The organism is Angustibacter speluncae (genome assembly GCF_054777815.1).
Genome location: NZ_BAAHAF010000072.1, coordinates 73,756 through 89,294, shown reverse-complemented (window position 1 = coordinate 89,294; position 15,539 = coordinate 73,756). Strand labels below are relative to the sequence as shown.

Sequence of the window (15,539 nt, the reverse complement as noted above, 5' to 3'; positions counted from 1 at the left end):
CAAGGTACATGCAACTCTTCGGTCCGTCGGGACGCAACCTTGAACCCCCTGGGAGCATTCCCGCGTGGACACCCTGCGCTCGGTCGTGCTCTTCGTCGCCGCCGCGCTCGCCGAGATCGGCGGCGCCTGGCTGGTCTGGCAGGGCGTACGTGAGCACCGCGGCTGGGTCTGGATCGGCGCCGGCGTGCTCGCCCTCGGCGTCTACGGGTTCGTCGCGACGCTGCAGCCGGACGCGCACTTCGGGCGCATCCTGGCCGCCTACGGCGGCGTGTTCGTCGCCGGCTCGCTCGCCTGGGGCATGGTCGTCGACGGTTTCCGCCCCGACCGCTGGGACGTCACCGGCGCCCTGCTGTGCCTCGTCGGCGTCGCGGTGATCATGTACGCGCCGCGGGCCGACGTCACCGGCTGACGGTCACCCGCGTCGCAGCACCGCCACGGCTGCCGCCACCCGCTCGACCAGCTCGTACGGCACGGGGTGCTTGTAGAGGAACCGCACCGTGTCCTTATGGGTGCGGTACGGCTCGAGGTCGGCCTCCAGCACCGGGTCCGCCTCGTCGAACCGGGGCACCGGGTACAGGCCGACGTGGTGCTTCCACCCGCCGACGTGCAGCCCGTAGCCGTCGACCACGAAGGCCGGCATGCCGTACCGGATGCTCTCCGTGGCGCCGGGCAGGCCGCGCCGGACGGCGGCCACCACCTCGGCGAGCGCCTCCCGGTTCGCCTCCGGCTGCTCGTCCACGTAGTTGTCGACCGCGCTCACGGACCCACCTCCACCGGACGGGACGCGTCGCGCGTCCACTGCGACCACGACCCCGGGAAGAGCGCGGCGTCGACGCCGACCTCGTGCAGGGCCAGCACCAGCACCGCGGCGGCGACCCCCGAGCCGCAAGACGCGGTCACCTCGCCCGCCGGCGCCTCGACGAGGTCGCCGAGCGCCGACCGCAGCGCGTCACCGTCGAGCAGCCGTCCGTCCGTCCCGACGAGGCGGTCGACCGGCAGGTTCGAGGCGCCGGGGACGTGGCCGGCCACGGGGTCGACCGGCTCGGTCTCGCCCGAGAACCGTTCTGCCGCACGGACGTCGACGAACGACCCCTGCACCGACCCGGACGCCGCGACCTGCGCGACCAGCTCGTCGAGGCCGGCCACGGGCATCGAGCCGGTGTGCACCACGGCGTCGTCGGCGGGCTCGCGCACGACCTCGCCCGTCTCGAGGGGGAGCCCGGCGGCGGTCCAGGCGGCGAGACCGCCGTCCAGCACCCGGACGTCGTGGTGGCCTGCCCAGCGCAGCACCCACCACGCGCGCGCCGCGGCCAGCGGCGGGCCGGAACCGGTGTCGTGCACCACGACCGGGGTCGTCGGCGAGACGCCCCAGCGGCGCAGCGTCGCGGTCAGCGCCTCGGCGGACGGGAGCGGGTGGCGTCCGCCCTCGCCCGGTGCACCGGCGAGGTCGGCGTCGAGGTCGCAGAACACGGCGCCGGGGAGGTGGCCCGCGAGGTGGGCGTCGCGGTCGCTGCCGGCGAGCAGCGAGCCGCCACCCTCGGCGCGCCTGACGGTCGGCGTCCAGCGCACGTCGAGCACGAGCGGCGGGTCGTCGGACGCGAGCCGCCGCGCCAGGGTCGCGACGTCCACCAGCGCCGATCCAGCCTCCATGCCGGCGGAGCCTACGCTGGGGCCCGTGCGCGTGGACGTCCTGCAGATCGGCTACGGCGACGACGAGACCGTCGACGAGCGGCGCGACCGCGTCGCCGCGCTCGTGCGCGCGCGGCGGGGCGCCGACCTGGTCGTGCTGCCCGAGCTCTGGCCGCACGGCGGGTTCGCCTACCGCACCTGGGCCGACCGCGCCGAGCCCGTCGACGGCCCCACGGCCGCCGCGCTCGCCGACGCCGCGCGCGAGATCGGCGCCGTCGTGCACGCCGGGTCGGTCATCGAGCGCGACGGCGAGCACCTGTACAACACCTCGCTGCTGCTCGGCCCCGACGGCGCGCGGCTCGCGACGTACCGCAAGATCCACCGGTTCGGGTTCGGCGTCGGCGAGCCGAGGCTGCTCGAGGCCGGCGAGGACCTCGTCGCCGTCCGGGTGCCGGTGCCGGTGAGCGACCCCGGCGGCGACGGCGTCGTCGTCGGCCTGGCCACCTGCTACGACCTGCGCTTCCCCGAGATGTTCCGCGCGCTGCTCGACGCCGGCGCCGAGGTCGTGCTCGTCCCCGCCGCCTGGCCCGCCGCCCGCGTCCACCATTGGACGCTGCTGTCGCGCGCCCGCGCGATCGAGGACCAGGTGGTCGTGATCGCGTGCAACACCGCGGGCACCCACGCCGGGCACGAGATGGGTGGCCGCAGCCTGGTCGTCGGCCCCACCGGCGACGTGCTCGCCGAGGCCGGCACCGACGAGCAGATGCTCCAGGTCGAGGTCGACACCGCGGAGGTCGCCGCCGTGCGCGAGCGGTTCCCGGTGCTGGCCGACCGCCGCCTCGGCTGAGCACGCGCCTACCCTGGGACGGTGCCCGCCCTCGTCCCGACCGCCGTGCTCGCCGCGCAGAGCGTCGTCGCGATCACGCCGGACAACGGCGGGTACGTCGAGCAGGCGCCGACCGAGGTCGTGCTGACCTACGCGCGGCCCGTCGAGGGTGACGTGACCGCGACCCTGACGACCCCGGACGGCGAGCTCAGCCCGACGCCGGTGGTCGCGGGCGACACCGTGACCGTGCCGGTCGACGACGCCGGTCCCGGCGGCTACGAGGTCGCGGTCGTGCTGGACGGCCGCACCAGCAGCACCGGGTTCACCGTGCTGGCGCCGGGCGAGCAGGCGCCGGTCGAGGAGGCCACGTACGGGCCGCTGCTCATCGGGGCGCTGCTCGTCGCCTTCGTCCTGGTCGGCGTCCTCATCTTCCGCAAGCTGTTCCGCCGGTGAGTACCGGCACCCGCAGCACGTCCGCCGCCGTCGCGCTGCCGGCGGGGGCGGTCGTCGCGGTCGTCGCCGGCGTCGTGGGCGCGGTCGTCACGGGTGCGGCCGCCGCGTCCGCGTTCGGCGACCCCGGGCTGGTGGTCCGCTGGGGCTACCCGGTCGCCCGGGTCGTGCACGCCGGTGCCGCGGCGCTCGCGGTCGCCGGCCTGCTCGCCGCCGCGGCCCTGCTCGCACCCGACCACGCCGCCTGGCAGCGCGCCCGCGCGCTCGGCAACGGCGCCGCCGTCGTCTGGGCGCTCGCCGGCGTGGCCGTGCTGGTGCTCGGTGCGGCCGACGTCGTCATGCTCCCGCTCGACGACCCCCGCTTCGGACCCGCGCTGTGGCAGTACGTCTCGTCGGTCGACGTCGGTCGCCAGGTGGCGATCGAGGTGGCGTTCGTCGCCGTCGTCGCGCTGCTCGCGTCCGCCGTGCGCGGCCCCGTGGGCGCCGGCGTCGCGGCCGTCCTCGGCCTGGTCGCGCTCGTCCCGCTCGCGCTGACGAGCCACTCCGCCGGCAGCGCCAGCCACGAGCTGGTCGTCTCGTCGTGGTGGATGCACCTCGCCGGCGTGTGCCTGTGGACCGGTGGGCTGGTGACGCTCGCGTGGCTCGGGCGCCGCGACGGCCTCGGTCGCGACGTCGGCACCGTCGCGGGTCGCTACTCCGCCGTCGCCGGCTGGGCGTTCGCGCTCGTCGCGGCGTCGGGTGCCGCCAACGGCTGGGCACGGGTCGGCGGGTTCGCGGGGATGGTCACCCCGTACGGCGCCGTCCTGCTGGTGAAGGTCATCGCCCTGGTGCTGCTGGGGTTCGCCGGCTGGTGGCACCGCGAGCACCTGCTCCGACGCCTCACCGAGGGCTCCGCCGCCCTGTTCTGGCGGCTGGTCGCCGCCGAGGTCGTCGTCATGGGCGTCGCCCTCGGGCTCGGCGTGGCGCTGTCGCGGTCGGCGAGCCCCGTCCCGGACGAGCCGTTCACCGACCCGACGCCGGCCGAGCTCGTCACCGGCGAGCCGCTGCCGCCGCCGCTGGAGCCGTCGCGGCTGCTCACCGAGGTCTCCCAGGACGTGCTGTGGTTCGGGGCCGTCGTCGCGATGGTCGTCGTGTACCTGACGTGGGTGCGCCGGCTGCGCGCCCGCGGCGACCGCTGGCCGCTGCACCGCACCGTGCTCTGGCTGCTGGGCAGCCTGCTGCTGCTGTACGTCACCTGCGGCGGCGTGGCGGTGTACGGCCGGGTGCTGTTCAGCGTGCACATGGTGCAGCACATGACGCTGTCGATGGTCGTCCCCGCGCTGCTGGTGTTCGGGGCGCCGGTGACCCTCGCGCTGCGGGCGCTCCCGCGCCGCCGCGACGGCTCGCGCGGCCCGCGGGAGTGGCTGCTCGGCCTGGTCGAGTCGCGGTTCGCGCGGTTCGTCTCGCACCCGGTCGTGGCCGCCACGATCTTCGTCGGCAGCATGATCGCGTTCTACTTCACGCCGCTGTTCGGCCAGGCGCTGCAGACCCACGTGGGCCACGAGCTGATGATGATCCACTTCGTGCTCGCCGGGTACCTGTTCGCGAACGGGCTGGTGGGCATCGACCCGGGTCCGGCCCGCGTCGCCTACCCGCTGCGGCTGCTGCTGCTGTTCGCGACGATGGCCTTCCACGCCTTCTTCGGCGTCGCGCTCACCTCGACCGACACCCTGCTCGAGGCCACCTACTTCAGCTCGCTGGGGCTCGGCATCGACGCGCTCGCCGACCAGCACGACGGCGGCGCGATCGCCTGGGGCATCGGCGAGGTGCCGACCGTCGGGCTCGCGCTGCTGGTGGCCTACCAGTGGTTCCGCAGCGACGAGCGCGAGGCGCGGCGCCGCGACCGGCGGACCGACCGCGACGGCGACGCCGAGCTCGACGAGTACAACCGGATGCTGGAGCAGATGCGCGGCCGCTGACGCCTCGCCCGGTGCCCGTTCGCCCAGTTCAGTGGCGGTCGTGACACCGAAGTGGTGTTCCGCGCCTCGTGCAGTGCCAGGTCGACCACTGGAGGGGGCAAACGGTCAGGGGTGGCGGGTCAGGACGGCCACCCAGTGCTCCGGGCCGTTGGGACGGGTCGGGTGCGGCACGACGTCGAGGTCGTCGAGCACCACGTCGTCGGCGGCGAACGACTCCATCTCGGCGCGGTCGAGCAGCCAGGGCGGCCCCTGCTCGGCCGGACGCTCCCCGCGCACCATCTGCACCGCGACGAGCGTCCCGCCGGGCGCGAGCAGGGTGCGGACGCCCGCCACGGCCCGCGCCCGCAGCGACCGGGGCAGCGCCTGCACGGTGTAGACCTCGGCGACCAGGTCGAACGCGCCGCGCAGCTCGTCGGGCAGCTCGAGCAGGTCGGCCACCACGTACCGCACCGGCGAGCCGCGGCGCCGGGCGCGCACGGTGCGCACCGCAGCGGGGGAGACGTCGAACGCCAGCACGTCCCAGCCCAGCCCGGCGAGCAGCTCGGCGTCGGCGCCCAGGCCGGCGCCGACGACGGCGGCCCGGCGTCCGGCACCCTCGCCGAGCGCGCGCACCCGCTCGACCAGCGGCGGTGAGGGCGCGTCGCGGTCCCAGGGCGTGTCGATCTCGTCGCGCTCGGCCTGGCTCCACAGCTCGTCGAACCACCGCGTCGGCGCGCCGTCGGCCAGGGCGCGGTCGGCGAGCTGGTCGGCACGGACGTCCCAGTCGCGGTCGTCGCTCATCCCGGCATGGTGCCCGATCCTGTAGACCTAGCCCAGGACGCGCCGCCCGCCCGGCGGCGCCCGGGAGAGGAGCGGGCGTGGAGACGGTCGAGCACTGGGTGGGCGGACGCCCGACGAGCGGGACCTCGCAGCGCACGGCGGCGGTCTTCGACCCGGCCACCGGCGCCCAGACCCGCGAGGTGCGGCTCGCGTCGGCGCAGGACGTCGCCGACGCCGTGGGTGTCGCCGCGCAGGCGTTCGAGGGGTGGTCGCAGACGGCGGTGGCCAAGCGGGCCAAGGTGCTGTTCGCGTTCCGCGAGCTGGTGAACGCCCACGCCGACGAGCTCGCCGAGATGGTCGTGGCCGAGCACGGCAAGGTCTTCTCGGACGCGCAGGGCGAGGTGGCCCGCGGCCTCGAGGTGGTCGAGTTCGCCTGCGGGATACCGCACCTGCTCAAGGGCGACTACAGCGACGAGGTGTCGAGTGGCATCGACTCGTTCTCGTTCCGCGAGCCGCTCGGCGTGGTCGCCGGCATCACGCCGTTCAACTTCCCGGTGATGGTCCCGATGTGGATGCACCCGGTGGCGATCGCGTGCGGCAACGCGTTCGTGCTGAAGCCGTCCGAGCGCGACCCGAGCCCGTCGCGCCTCGTGGCCGAGCTGTGGCAGCGGGCGGGCCTGCCCGACGGGGTATTCAACGTCGTGCACGGCGACAAGGAGGCCGTCGACGCCGTCCTCGACGACCCCCGCATCGCCGCCGTGTCGTTCGTGGGCTCGACCCCGATCGCCCGCTACGTCCACGAGCGGGCGAGCCGCACCGGCAAGCGGGTGCAGGCCCTCGGCGGGGCGAAGAACCACGCGATCGTGCTGCCGGACGCCGACGTCGACTTCGCCGCCGAGCACCTGTCGGCCGCGGCCTTCGGGTCCGCGGGCGAGCGGTGCATGGCCGTGTCGGCCGCGGTGGCCGTGGGCGAGGCCGCCGACGCCGTCGTCGAGGCGGTGTCCGCCCGCGCACGCGCGGTGAAGGTCGGGCCGGGCAACGACCGCGCCAGCGAGATGGGGCCGGTGGTCACGGCCGCCGCCAAGCAGCGCATCGAGTCGATCGTGACGGCCGGCGAGCAGCAGGGCGCCCGGGTCGCGGTCGACGGCCGTGGCTTCACCGTCGCCGGCCACGAGGACGGCTTCTTCGTCGGCCCCACCGTGGTCGACCTGGTGACCCCCGACATGGACGTCTACACCGAGGAGATCTTCGGCCCGGTGCTGTCGGTCGTGCGCGCCGCGACCGTCGACGAGGCGATCGCGTTGGTGAACGCCAACCCCTACGGCAACGGGACGGCGATCTTCACCAGCAGCGGCGAGGCGGCCCGTCGGTTCCAGCGCGGGGTGCACGTCGGGATGATCGGCATCAACGTGCCCGTCCCGGTGCCGATGGCGTTCTACTCCTTCGGCGGCTGGAAGGACTCGCTCTTCGGCGACAAGCACGTGCACGGCCCCGAGGGCGTGTCGTTCTACACCCGCGGCAAGGTCGTCACGAGCCGCTGGCCGCAGGCGCAGGGCCCGTCCGACGCGACCTTCCACTTCCGGTCGACCGCGCGCTGACGGCGGCGGGGAGCACCCCGGCCAGCGTCCGCACCGCCTCGACGAGCCGGTCGGGCGGGTGCGCGGCGTAGCCGAGCACGAGACCGGGGCGTCCCGCCTCCGTGCGGTGCCACGACAGCGGGTGCACCACCACGCCGGCCTCGGCCGCGCGGGCGGCCACCTCGACGTCGTCGCACCCGTCGTCGAGCAGCACCAGCAGGTGCATGCCCGCGGCGACGCCCGCGACCTCCGTCCCCGGTGAGAAGCGTTGCAGCGCGACGACCACGGCGTCGCGCCGGGCTCGCTGGCGCACGCGCACCCGGCGCAGGTGGCGGTCGTAGGTCCCGTCGGCGAGCAGCCGGGCCAGCACGAGCTGCGGCACCGCCGGGCACCCCAGGTCGCTCGCGTGCTTCGTCGCGACGACGTCGGCCAGCAGGTGCGGCGGCGGGGCCAGCCACCCCAGCCGCATGCCCGGTGCCAGCGTCTTGGAGGTGCTCCCGGTGTGCGCCACCTCGCCCGGGGCGGACGCCTGCAGCGCCGGCACCGGGGCGCGGTCGTAGCGGTGCTCGGCGTCGTAGTCGTCCTCGACCACGAGCCGGCGGCCCGGGCCTGCTGCGGTCGCCCAGGCGAGCAGCTCGCGGCGCCGGTGCGGGGCGAGCGGCACCCCCGTCGGGAACTGGTGGGCAGGGGTGACCAGCACGGCGTCGGCGCCGGACGGCAAGGCGCTGCAGACCAACCCGTCGTCGTCGACGGGGACGGCATGAGTGCGAAGACCCCAGTGCCGCAGCTGGTCCCGCGCACCGCGTGACCCGGGGTCCTCGACGGCCACCGTCGGGGTACCGCGCGCCAGCAGCACGTGACCCACCAGCGCCAGCGCCTGGGCGACGCCGGCCACGACGACCAGGTCGTCCGGGTCGGCGCGCACCCCGCGGGTGCGGGCCAACCAGGATGACAGCTGCTCGCGCAGCGCGCGGACGCCGCGCGGGTCGCCGTAGGACAGGTCGTCGACGCCCGCCTCGGCCAGGACCGCGCGCTCGGCGCGCAGCCAGGCCGACCGCGGGAACGCCGACAGGTCGGGCCGCCCCGGTGACAGGTCGGTGCCGCCGTGACGGTGCCGGACGTCGGGCAGCCGGTCGGCCGCACCGGGCGGGTCCTGCGGCCCGGTCGGTCGAGGTGCCGCCGGGGTCGCCACCACGCCGGTGACGACGGTGCCGGCGGCGGTCCGTCCGGACACCAGGCCCTCGTCGGCGAGCCGCCGGTACGCCTCGACCACGACGCCGCGCGACAGCGCGAGATCGCCGGCGAGCGCACGGGTCGGAGGCAGTCGGTCGCCTCGCGCCAGCCGCCCGTCCGCCACGGCCTCGCGCAGCGCGGACGTCAGCCAACCGGTGCGGTCGCGTGCCGGCGCGGCGGCCGGGTCGAGGTGCAGGAAGTCGGATCCGTCGGCCACGTCGCGCCTCCTTGGTCCACCACCACGAGCCCGGCTTGGACCTGGCGACCGGACCATGCAGGGACGAGCGTGGACCCGTGACCTCCTCCACCGCAACCACCTCCGCCCTCGCCGGCGGTGCACTCGGCATGGCCCTGGTCGGCGGCAGCGTCGCCGTCTCGGGGGTGCTGGTCGACGCGCCGCTGCTCACCGTCCAGGCGCTGCGGTACGCCGCGGCGGCGGTGCTGCTCGTCGCGTTCGCGCGGGTGACGGGCGTGCCGGTGCGCCGTCCGCGCGGGACCGAGTGGTGCTGGCTCGGCGGCGTGGTGCTCACCGGCTTGGTGCTGTTCAACCTCGCCCTCGTGCACGGGTCGCGGCACGCGGAACCCGCCGTCCTCGGCGTCGCGGTGGCCAGCGTGCCGGTCGTGCTCGGCCTCGTCGGCCCGCTGCTCGAGGGCCGTCGGCCCTCCCGTGCGGTGCTCGCCGCGGCCGGGCTCGTCACGGTCGGCGCGGTGCTGGTGCAGGGCAGCGGCCGCAGCGACCTCGCCGGGCTGGCGTGGGCCCTGCTGGTGCTGGTCTGCGAGTGCGGGTTCACGCTGCTCGCCCTCCCCCTGCTCCGGCGTCACGGCGCCGTGGGCGTGTCGGTGCACGCGACGTGGCTCGCGGCAGCAGCGTTCGGCGCCCTCGGCGTCGTCGTCGAGGGGCCCCGCGCTGCGCTCTCGCTCGCCCCCGCCGAGCTGGCCGCCGCCACCTACCTCGCCGTGGGGGTCACCGCGCTCGCCTTCGTGGTCTGGTACCGGTGCGTGGCGGTCGTCGGCGCGGCCAGGTCGGGCCTGCTGACCGGCGTCGCGCCGGTGTCGGCTGCAGGCCTCGGTGTGCTGCTCACCGGCCACCTGCCGGCCGCGCCGGTCTGGGCGGGCGTCCTGCTCGTCGCCGCCGGCCTCGTGGTGGGGCTGCGACCAGCCGCGTCGGAGTCGGCGGCCGGAGCGGGGCGTGCACGCCCCCGGACCGCCTCGACTCCGACGCCTGTGGTGTGACCTGCCTGGCACCATCGTGCGGGTGGAGCCGCCGTACACCGCCGTGCTGTTCACCTCGCGGCTGACCGACGACACCGACGGCTACGGCGAGGCGGCCGACCGGATGGAGGCGCTCGCCGCGCAGCAGCCCGGGTACCTCGGGTTCGAGGGCGCCCGGGGCGCGGACGGTCTCGGGCTGTCGGTCTCGTACTGGGTCGACGAGGCGGCCGCCGCCGCGTGGAAGCAGGTCGCCGAGCACCTGCTCGCCCAGCGCGAGGGCCGGGACCGCTGGTACGAGCGCTACACGGTGCGGGTCGCGACGGTCACCCGCGCGTACGAGGGGCCGTGACCGGTGCGTCGAGCGACACGCGGTGGTCGGTCGTCCAGGCCGTGCTCCGCTCGGTGACGAACCAGCGGAACGCGACCCGCATGCCGGCGTCTCGCACCGCGGTGCCGACCCTGCCGGGGATCTTGGCGCTGCTCGTGCGGGCGCCGGCCCGCACCACGCGCTCCACCCTCGGCCGGCGGGCGGCCTCGTAGGCGGCGAACGCCGCGGCCGGTCGGTCCGCGCCGCGCAGGGCGCCGGCCAGCACCACGGCGTCCTCGAGCGCGAGCGACGCCCCCTGGCCCGAGCTCGGCGCGGGGGCGTGGGCGGCGTCGCCCACGAGCACGGTGCGGCCGCGGTGCCACACCGGCACGTGCCCCAGGTCGTGGGTGCTGTCGCCGGCCAGCTCGAGCTCGCCGGTGCGCACCAGCTCGGCACCGGGTCCGGCGTCGCCGTCGAGCAGCCCGACCAGCCACGCCCGCCAGGTCGCGTCGTCGGTGGTGCGGCGCTCCTCGCGGTCCACCGCGGGCCGCGGCGCGTTGACGAACCAGGCCACGTCGCCGGACGGCAGCGGGTGCGCGCCGAAGAACGCCCGGCGGCCGAAGACGAAGTGCCACGCCTGCGGCTCGAGCCCGGCGGCGAGCGGCGTGCCGCGGGTGAGGCCGCCGAAGTTCGTCAGCCCGACGTAGCGTGCCGGCGGCGCGCCCGGGTCGACCGCGCGCCGCACCAGCGAGTGGACGCCGTCGGCCCCGACCACCACGTCCGCCTCGAGCCGCGAGCCGTCGTCGAGCAGCACGGCGCCCTCGTCCGCGTCGACCGACGCCACCCGGGCGCCGTGGCGCACCTCGACCCCGCGCCGCGTCGCCTCATCGGTCAAGGCCCCGGCGAGCGCCGAGCGCCGGGCCGTGAGCGCGACGGTGCCGTCGGGGAGGGGGCGCCCGAGCGGCAGCTCCCCGAGCACCCGGCCGGACGCCGAGAGCATCCGGTTGCGCCGCGTCGGGCTCGCCACCTCGCGCACCGCCTCCAGCGCGCCCAGCTCGTCGAGGGCGGCCAGTCCGTTCGGCGCCACCGTCAGGTACGACCCGCCGTGCACGTCGTCGGCCGCGCGACGCTCGAGCACCACGGCCTCGATCCCCACGCGCTGCAGCGCGAGCGCGCACGCCGGTCCGGCGACCCCGCCACCCACCACCAGAGCCCTCATCACACCTATCCTCTCGTTACGAGAACCAGATATTTCGAATATCGAAAGGATGCGCTGGTGACGTCGTCCCGTCAAGCCCCCCGTCGGCGCGCGTCGCGTGACGAGCTCGTCCAGCAGGTCGGGCTCGCGATGCAGCGCTACCAGCGCAGCACCGAGGCCTTCGACGACGCCGTCGGGCGGGCGCTCGGCCTCAACCCCGCCGACCGCCGCTGCCTCGACCGGCTCACCGACGGGCCCGCCACCGCAGGCGGTCTCAGCGAGGCGACGGGGCTGCGCCCGGCGGCCACGACGACCATGATCGACCGGCTGGCCGAGCGCGGCTGGGTGCGCCGGGTGCCGTCACCGTCCGACCGCCGTCAGGTGCTCGTCGAGCTCACCGAGGACGGCCGGGCGCGGGTGTGGGAGGCCTACGGCCCCCTGGTCGAGGAGGGCGCCCGGATGATGGGGCACCTCACCGTCGCCGAGCTCGAGACCATGCGCGAGCACCTCGAGGCCATCCGCGAGCTGACCGACCGGCACCGGCTCCGGGTCGCGTCTGGTAGCAAGGGCGCATGACCACCCCGACCGAGCAGCCGGACGCCCTCGACCAGGTCGCGTCCGAGCAGGCCGCCACCAGCATCGACGAACCAGCCACCGAGGCCCCGACGCCGTTCCACGACCTCGCCGCCTTCGTCGGCCTGCCGCGGGTGGGCGGCCTCGCCCTGTCGCCCGACGGCTCGCGGCTGGTGGCCACGGTGCAGACCCTGGACGCGAAGAAGGCGGGCTACGTCAGCGCGCTGTGGGAGCTCGACCCCGCCGGTGAGGCGCCCGCCCGCCGCCTCACCCGCGGCGCGAAGGGCGAGTCCGGTGCGGCGTTCACCGTCGACGGCGACCTGCTGTTCACCGCCGGGCGCCCCGGCACGAACCCCGGTGACGAGCAGGACGACTCGGAGGTCCCGGCGCTGTGGCTGCTGCCCCGCGGTGGCGGTGAGGCGCGGCTGGTGGCGCGGCGGGCAGGCGGCGTCGGCGGCCTGGTCGTCGCGCGCGAGGCCGGCACGCTGCTGCTCGCGTCGGGCACGCACCCGCTCGCCGACGAGCGCGGCGACGACACCGAGGTGGTCAAGGCCCGCAAGGACGCGAAGGTCTCGGCGATCCTGCACGAGACGTACCCGGTGCGGTACTGGGACCACGACCTCGGACCCGCCTCGACCAGGCTCTTCACCGCCGCTCCCGCCGACGTCTCGGCCCTGGCCGCCGAGGCCGACCCCCGGCTCGAGCTCACCGACCTGACCGGCCACGTGCCGGGACGGGTCGACGACCGGGCCTCGTGGGACCTCAGCCCGGACGGCCGCACCGTCGTCGTCGACTGGACGGTGCCGGAGGCGAAGGGTGACCGCCGCGTGGTCCTCGCGACGATCGACGTCGCGAGCCGCGAGGTGACGGTGCTCGCCGACGACGCCGAGGTCGAGCACGAGGGCGGGCGCTTCAGCCCGGACGGGACGCAGATCGCGCTCACGCTGTTCCGCCGGTCGACCCCGCACCGCGCGCCCGACGTGAGCCTCGGCCTCGTGCCGGCCGGCGGTGGCGAGGTGCGCGACCTGACACCCGACTGGGACCTGTGGCCCGGCACGCCGCGCTGGACGCCGGACGGCGCCGCGCTGGTGGTGGCCGCCGACGAGCAGGGGCGCGCGCCGCTGTACCGGGTCGACGTCGCCACCGGCGAGCGCACCCGGCTCACGACCGACGACGGCGCGTACTCGTCCTACGAGGTCAGCGCCGACGGGCAGTGGGTCTACGCGCTGCGCTCGGCGATCGACGCGCCGGCCGCGCCGGTGCGCGTGCCGATGACCGGCGGTGCGCCGCAGCCGATCCCGTCGCCCGTGCCGGACCTCGAGGTGCCCGGCACGCTCACCGAGGTGACCGCCACAGCCGAGGACGGCACCCCGCTGCGCGCCTGGCTCGCGCTGCCCGAGGGTGCGTCGGCGACGTCGCCGGCTCCGCTGCTGCTGTGGATCCACGGCGGGCCGCTCGGTTCGTGGAACGCCTGGACCTGGCGCTGGAACCCGTGGACCGCCACCGCGCGCGGGTACGCCGTGCTGCTGCCCGACCCGCGGCTGTCGACCGGGTACGGCCAGGACTTCATCGAGAAGGGTTGGGGCGCCTGGGGTCAGGCGCCGTACACCGACCTGATGACGATCACCGACGCCACCATCGCGCGCGACGACGTCGACGCCGACCGCACCGCCGCGATGGGCGGGTCGTTCGGCGGCTACATGGCGAACTGGGTCGCCGGGCACACCGACCGGTTCAAGGCCGTCGTCACCCACGCCAGCCTCTGGGCGCTCGACAACTTCGGCCTCACCACCGACGCCGCGTACTACTGGCTGCACGAGCTGACCGACGAGATGGCGCAGGCGAACTCGCCGCACCACCACGTCGACAGCATCGTGACGCCGATGCTCGTCATCCACGGCGACAAGGACTACCGGGTGCCGATCAACGAGGGCCTGCGGCTCTGGTACGAGCTGGTCGCGCGCTCGGCCGACGAGCACGGCGTCACGCCCCACCGGTTCCTCTACTTCCCGGACGAGAACCACTGGATCCTCACGCCGAACAACTCCCAGGCCTGGTACGCGACGGTGTTCGCGTTCCTCGACCAGCACGTGCTGGGTCGGGACTGGGCGCGTCCGGAGGAGCTGCGATGAGCGTCCCGACCACCCGCTGGGGCGTGCTGGCCACGGGCGGCATCGCCGCCACCGTCAGCTGCGACCTCGCCCTGGTCGAGGGGGCCGAGCTCACCGCCGTCGCCTCCCGCGACCTCGGCCGGGCGCAGGCGTTCGCGTCCGAGCACGGCTTCGCGACGGCCTACGGCTCGTACGAGGAGCTGCTCGCCGACCCGGACGTCGACGTCGTCTACGTGGCGACGCCGCACGCGCAGCACCACAAGGTGACGTCGGCCGCGCTGGCGGCAGGCAAGCCCGCGCTGGTCGAGAAGGCGTTCACGTGCTCGCTGGCTGCCGCCGACGACCTGGTGCGGCAGGCGCGCGAGGCCGGGTTGTTCGTCATGGAGGCGATGTGGACCCGGTTCCAGCCAGGCATCGTCCGCCTCCGGGAGCTGCTCGCCGACGGCGTGATCGGCGAGATCCGTTCGGTGACCGCCGACCTGGGCTTCGTCCTGCCGTTCGACCCCGACCACCGGCTGTACGACCCGGCGCAGGGCGGTGGGTCGCTGCTCGACCTCGGCGTCTACCCCGTCTCGTTCGCGCAGATGCTGCTCGGGGCGCCGTCCCGGCTGCAGGCCACGGCGACGATCAACGAGCTCGGCACCGACAGCGAGGCGGCGCTCCTGCTCGACCACCCGTCCGGCGCGTTCGCGCTGCTGTCGTGCTCGCTGCTCGGCGACACCCCGGGTCGCGCGACGATCGTCGGCACGCAGGGACGCGTCACGGTCGAGCCGCGCTTCCACCACCCGCACCGCATCGTGGTCGAGCGGTCGGGCGAGGAGGCGCAGGTGCTCGACAACCCGCTCACCGGACGCGGGTACGCCCACCAGATGGAGCACGTCGCCGCCTGCCTGCGCGACGGCCTCACCGAGTCGCCGGTGATGCCGCTCGAGGACACCCTCACCGTGATGGCCGTGCTCGACGAGGCGCTCGACGTGATCGGCGCGCCGCACGTCGACGAGGGCTTCGACCGGCCGTGACCAGCGCGGACGTCGTCCGCGTGCACCGGATGCGCAGGAGCGGGGCGAGCGCGGCAGCCGGACGCCCCGGTCCTGCGCACTCGTTCGTCGCATCCCACTTCGGGATGCACGAAGGTAGGCTGGGGCGATGAGCACTCAGATCGCCGTCCGGTTGCCGGACGAGATGGTCGCGTTCCTCGACCGTGCGGTGGCCTCTGGTCAGGCGCCGAGCAGGGCGGCCGTCGTCGCCTCGGCGCTGGAGCGCGAGATGCGCCGGGTCGTCGCCGAGCAGGACGCGAGGCTGCTCGGTGAGCACGGCGCAGCGGACGACCTCGACGACGTCGTGGCCTGGACCGCGGCGCACCCACCGGTCGTGGACTGACCGCGGGTGCGCGAGATCCGGCTGGCGCGGCTCGACAAGACGCGCCCCGTCCTGGTCCTCACCCGCGACGCCGCGCGCGGCGCCATGACGAAGGTGACGGTCGCGCCCATCACCTCGACCGTCCGGGGGCTGTCGAGCGAGGTGCGGGTCGGTCCGGCGAACGGACTCGACCACGACAGCGCCGTGTCGCTCGACAACGTCCTGACCGTGCCGGTCGGGAGCCTGGGTCGCACCCTCGGGTACCTGCTCGACGCGCAGGAGGCCGAGCTCGCCCGCGCGGTCGTGCTCGCCTACGACCTCGAGGTCCCGCTGCTCGGCTGAGGCGA

General features: G+C 75.5%; 17 protein-coding genes. 12 read left to right on the top strand and 5 right to left on the bottom strand.

Annotated features, from left to right (window positions below; genetic code table 11):
- Nucleotides 1-64 precede the first annotated feature (64 nt).
- Nucleotides 65-409: a YnfA family protein gene (locus ACYVKY_RS08635; RefSeq protein WP_460434561.1), complete on the top strand. Its 345-nt coding sequence runs from the start codon at nucleotides 65-67 to the stop codon at nucleotides 407-409.
- A 3-nt stretch (nucleotides 410-412) separates the two neighbouring features.
- Here the strand turns inward: ACYVKY_RS08635 and ACYVKY_RS08630 are convergent, their stop codons facing one another.
- Nucleotides 413-760: an iron chaperone gene (locus tag ACYVKY_RS08630; RefSeq protein ID WP_460434560.1), complete on the bottom strand. Its 348-nt coding sequence runs from the start codon at nucleotides 758-760 to the stop codon at nucleotides 413-415.
- Nucleotides 757-1,650: a sulfurtransferase gene (locus tag ACYVKY_RS08625; RefSeq protein ID WP_460434559.1), complete on the bottom strand. Its 894-nt coding sequence runs from the start codon at nucleotides 1,648-1,650 to the stop codon at nucleotides 757-759. The genes ACYVKY_RS08630 and ACYVKY_RS08625 overlap by 4 nt, the downstream gene beginning before the upstream one ends.
- Before the next feature lie 25 nt (nucleotides 1,651-1,675).
- Here ACYVKY_RS08625 and ACYVKY_RS08620 point away from each other — a divergent pair, with 25 nt between their 5' ends.
- Genes ACYVKY_RS08620 through ACYVKY_RS08610 form a run of 3 tightly spaced genes read left to right on the top strand, consistent with a single transcriptional unit; the run spans nucleotide 1,676 to nucleotide 4,863 of the window.
- Complete coding sequence (locus tag ACYVKY_RS08620; RefSeq protein ID WP_460434558.1) at nucleotides 1,676-2,476, top strand: carbon-nitrogen family hydrolase; 801 nt, start codon at nucleotides 1,676-1,678, stop codon at nucleotides 2,474-2,476.
- Between the two features lie 21 nt (nucleotides 2,477-2,497).
- A complete protein-coding gene (locus ACYVKY_RS08615; protein ID WP_460434557.1) occupies nucleotides 2,498-2,908 on the top strand; it encodes a copper resistance CopC family protein in 411 nt (136 codons plus the stop codon).
- Nucleotides 2,905-4,863 (top strand): cytochrome c oxidase assembly protein, encoded by a 1,959-nt coding sequence (locus ACYVKY_RS08610; protein WP_460434556.1) that lies wholly within the window; start codon nucleotides 2,905-2,907, stop codon nucleotides 4,861-4,863. Before ACYVKY_RS08615 ends, ACYVKY_RS08610 begins: the two co-directional genes overlap by 4 nt.
- 105 nt (nucleotides 4,864-4,968) lie before the next feature.
- Here ACYVKY_RS08610 and ACYVKY_RS08605 read toward each other — a convergent pair whose 3' ends face one another.
- Nucleotides 4,969-5,643: a class I SAM-dependent methyltransferase gene (locus ACYVKY_RS08605; RefSeq protein WP_460434555.1), complete on the bottom strand. Its 675-nt coding sequence runs from the start codon at nucleotides 5,641-5,643 to the stop codon at nucleotides 4,969-4,971.
- Nucleotides 5,644-5,720: 77 nt separating this feature from the next.
- On the opposite strand from ACYVKY_RS08605, the gene ACYVKY_RS08600 reads away from it, so the two are divergent.
- Nucleotides 5,721-7,220: a CoA-acylating methylmalonate-semialdehyde dehydrogenase gene (locus tag ACYVKY_RS08600; protein WP_460434554.1), complete on the top strand. Its 1,500-nt coding sequence runs from the start codon at nucleotides 5,721-5,723 to the stop codon at nucleotides 7,218-7,220.
- Here the strand turns inward: ACYVKY_RS08600 and pdxR are convergent.
- The gene (gene pdxR, locus ACYVKY_RS08595) at nucleotides 7,150-8,706 is read right to left on the bottom strand and encodes a MocR-like pyridoxine biosynthesis transcription factor PdxR (RefSeq protein WP_460434553.1); all 1,557 of its coding nucleotides are present in this window, start codon (nucleotides 8,704-8,706) and stop codon (nucleotides 7,150-7,152) included. The genes ACYVKY_RS08600 and pdxR overlap by 71 nt on opposite strands.
- A gap of 71 nt (nucleotides 8,707-8,777) precedes the next feature.
- Here pdxR and ACYVKY_RS08590 point away from each other — a divergent pair, with 71 nt between their 5' ends.
- On the top strand, nucleotides 8,778-9,665 hold the full coding sequence (locus tag ACYVKY_RS08590; RefSeq protein ID WP_460434595.1) for a DMT family transporter: 888 nt from the start codon (nucleotides 8,778-8,780) through the stop codon (nucleotides 9,663-9,665).
- A 22-nt stretch (nucleotides 9,666-9,687) separates the two neighbouring features.
- Entirely contained in the window at nucleotides 9,688-9,993 is a 306-nt protein-coding gene (locus tag ACYVKY_RS08585; RefSeq protein ID WP_460434552.1) for an antibiotic biosynthesis monooxygenase family protein, read from the top strand.
- On the opposite strand, the gene ACYVKY_RS08580 is transcribed toward ACYVKY_RS08585, so the two are convergent.
- Complete coding sequence (locus ACYVKY_RS08580) at nucleotides 9,968-11,170, bottom strand: Rossmann-fold NAD(P)-binding domain-containing protein (RefSeq protein ID WP_460434551.1); 1,203 nt, start codon at nucleotides 11,168-11,170, stop codon at nucleotides 9,968-9,970. The two genes, ACYVKY_RS08585 and ACYVKY_RS08580, sit on opposite strands and share 26 nt — an antisense overlap.
- A 57-nt stretch (nucleotides 11,171-11,227) precedes the next feature.
- Between ACYVKY_RS08580 and ACYVKY_RS08575 the strand changes: the two genes are divergently transcribed.
- From ACYVKY_RS08575 to ACYVKY_RS08555, 5 genes are all read left to right on the top strand, one after another.
- Nucleotides 11,228-11,725: a MarR family winged helix-turn-helix transcriptional regulator gene (locus ACYVKY_RS08575; protein ID WP_460434550.1), complete on the top strand. Its 498-nt coding sequence runs from the start codon at nucleotides 11,228-11,230 to the stop codon at nucleotides 11,723-11,725.
- The gene (locus ACYVKY_RS08570; protein WP_460434549.1) at nucleotides 11,722-13,854 is read left to right on the top strand and encodes a S9 family peptidase; all 2,133 of its coding nucleotides are present in this window, start codon (nucleotides 11,722-11,724) and stop codon (nucleotides 13,852-13,854) included. Before ACYVKY_RS08575 ends, ACYVKY_RS08570 begins: the two co-directional genes overlap by 4 nt.
- A complete protein-coding gene (locus ACYVKY_RS08565) occupies nucleotides 13,851-14,852 on the top strand; it encodes a Gfo/Idh/MocA family protein (protein WP_460434548.1) in 1,002 nt (333 codons plus the stop codon). The genes ACYVKY_RS08570 and ACYVKY_RS08565 overlap by 4 nt, the downstream gene beginning before the upstream one ends.
- Nucleotides 14,853-14,979: 127 nt before the next feature.
- Nucleotides 14,980-15,213, top strand: coding sequence for a ribbon-helix-helix domain-containing protein (locus tag ACYVKY_RS08560; protein WP_460434547.1), 234 nt, complete (start codon nucleotides 14,980-14,982; stop codon nucleotides 15,211-15,213).
- A 6-nt stretch (nucleotides 15,214-15,219) separates the two neighbouring features.
- Nucleotides 15,220-15,534 (top strand): type II toxin-antitoxin system PemK/MazF family toxin, encoded by a 315-nt coding sequence (locus ACYVKY_RS08555; protein WP_460434546.1) that lies wholly within the window; start codon nucleotides 15,220-15,222, stop codon nucleotides 15,532-15,534.
- Nucleotides 15,535-15,539 lie beyond the last annotated feature (5 nt).

Bases quoted from the DNA above. Each gene is read 5' to 3' on its own strand.
- ACYVKY_RS08625 (WP_460434559.1), bottom strand. From the start codon at position 1,650: ATGGAGGCTGGATCGGCGCTGGTGGACGTCGCGACCCTGGCGCGGCGG.
- ACYVKY_RS08605 (WP_460434555.1), bottom strand. From the start codon at position 5,643: ATGAGCGACGACCGCGACTGGGACGTCCGTGCCGACCAGCTCGCCGAC.
- pdxR (WP_460434553.1), bottom strand. From the start codon at position 8,706: ATGGTCCGGTCGCCAGGTCCAAGCCGGGCTCGTGGTGGTGGACCAAGG.
- ACYVKY_RS08590 (WP_460434595.1), top strand. From the start codon at position 8,778: ATGGCCCTGGTCGGCGGCAGCGTCGCCGTCTCGGGGGTGCTGGTCGAC.
- ACYVKY_RS08580 (WP_460434551.1), bottom strand. From the start codon at position 11,170: ATGAGGGCTCTGGTGGTGGGTGGCGGGGTCGCCGGACCGGCGTGCGCG.
- ACYVKY_RS08570 (WP_460434549.1), top strand. From the start codon at position 11,722: ATGACCACCCCGACCGAGCAGCCGGACGCCCTCGACCAGGTCGCGTCC.
- ACYVKY_RS08565 (WP_460434548.1), top strand. From the start codon at position 13,851: ATGAGCGTCCCGACCACCCGCTGGGGCGTGCTGGCCACGGGCGGCATC.
- ACYVKY_RS08560 (WP_460434547.1), top strand. From the start codon at position 14,980: ATGAGCACTCAGATCGCCGTCCGGTTGCCGGACGAGATGGTCGCGTTC.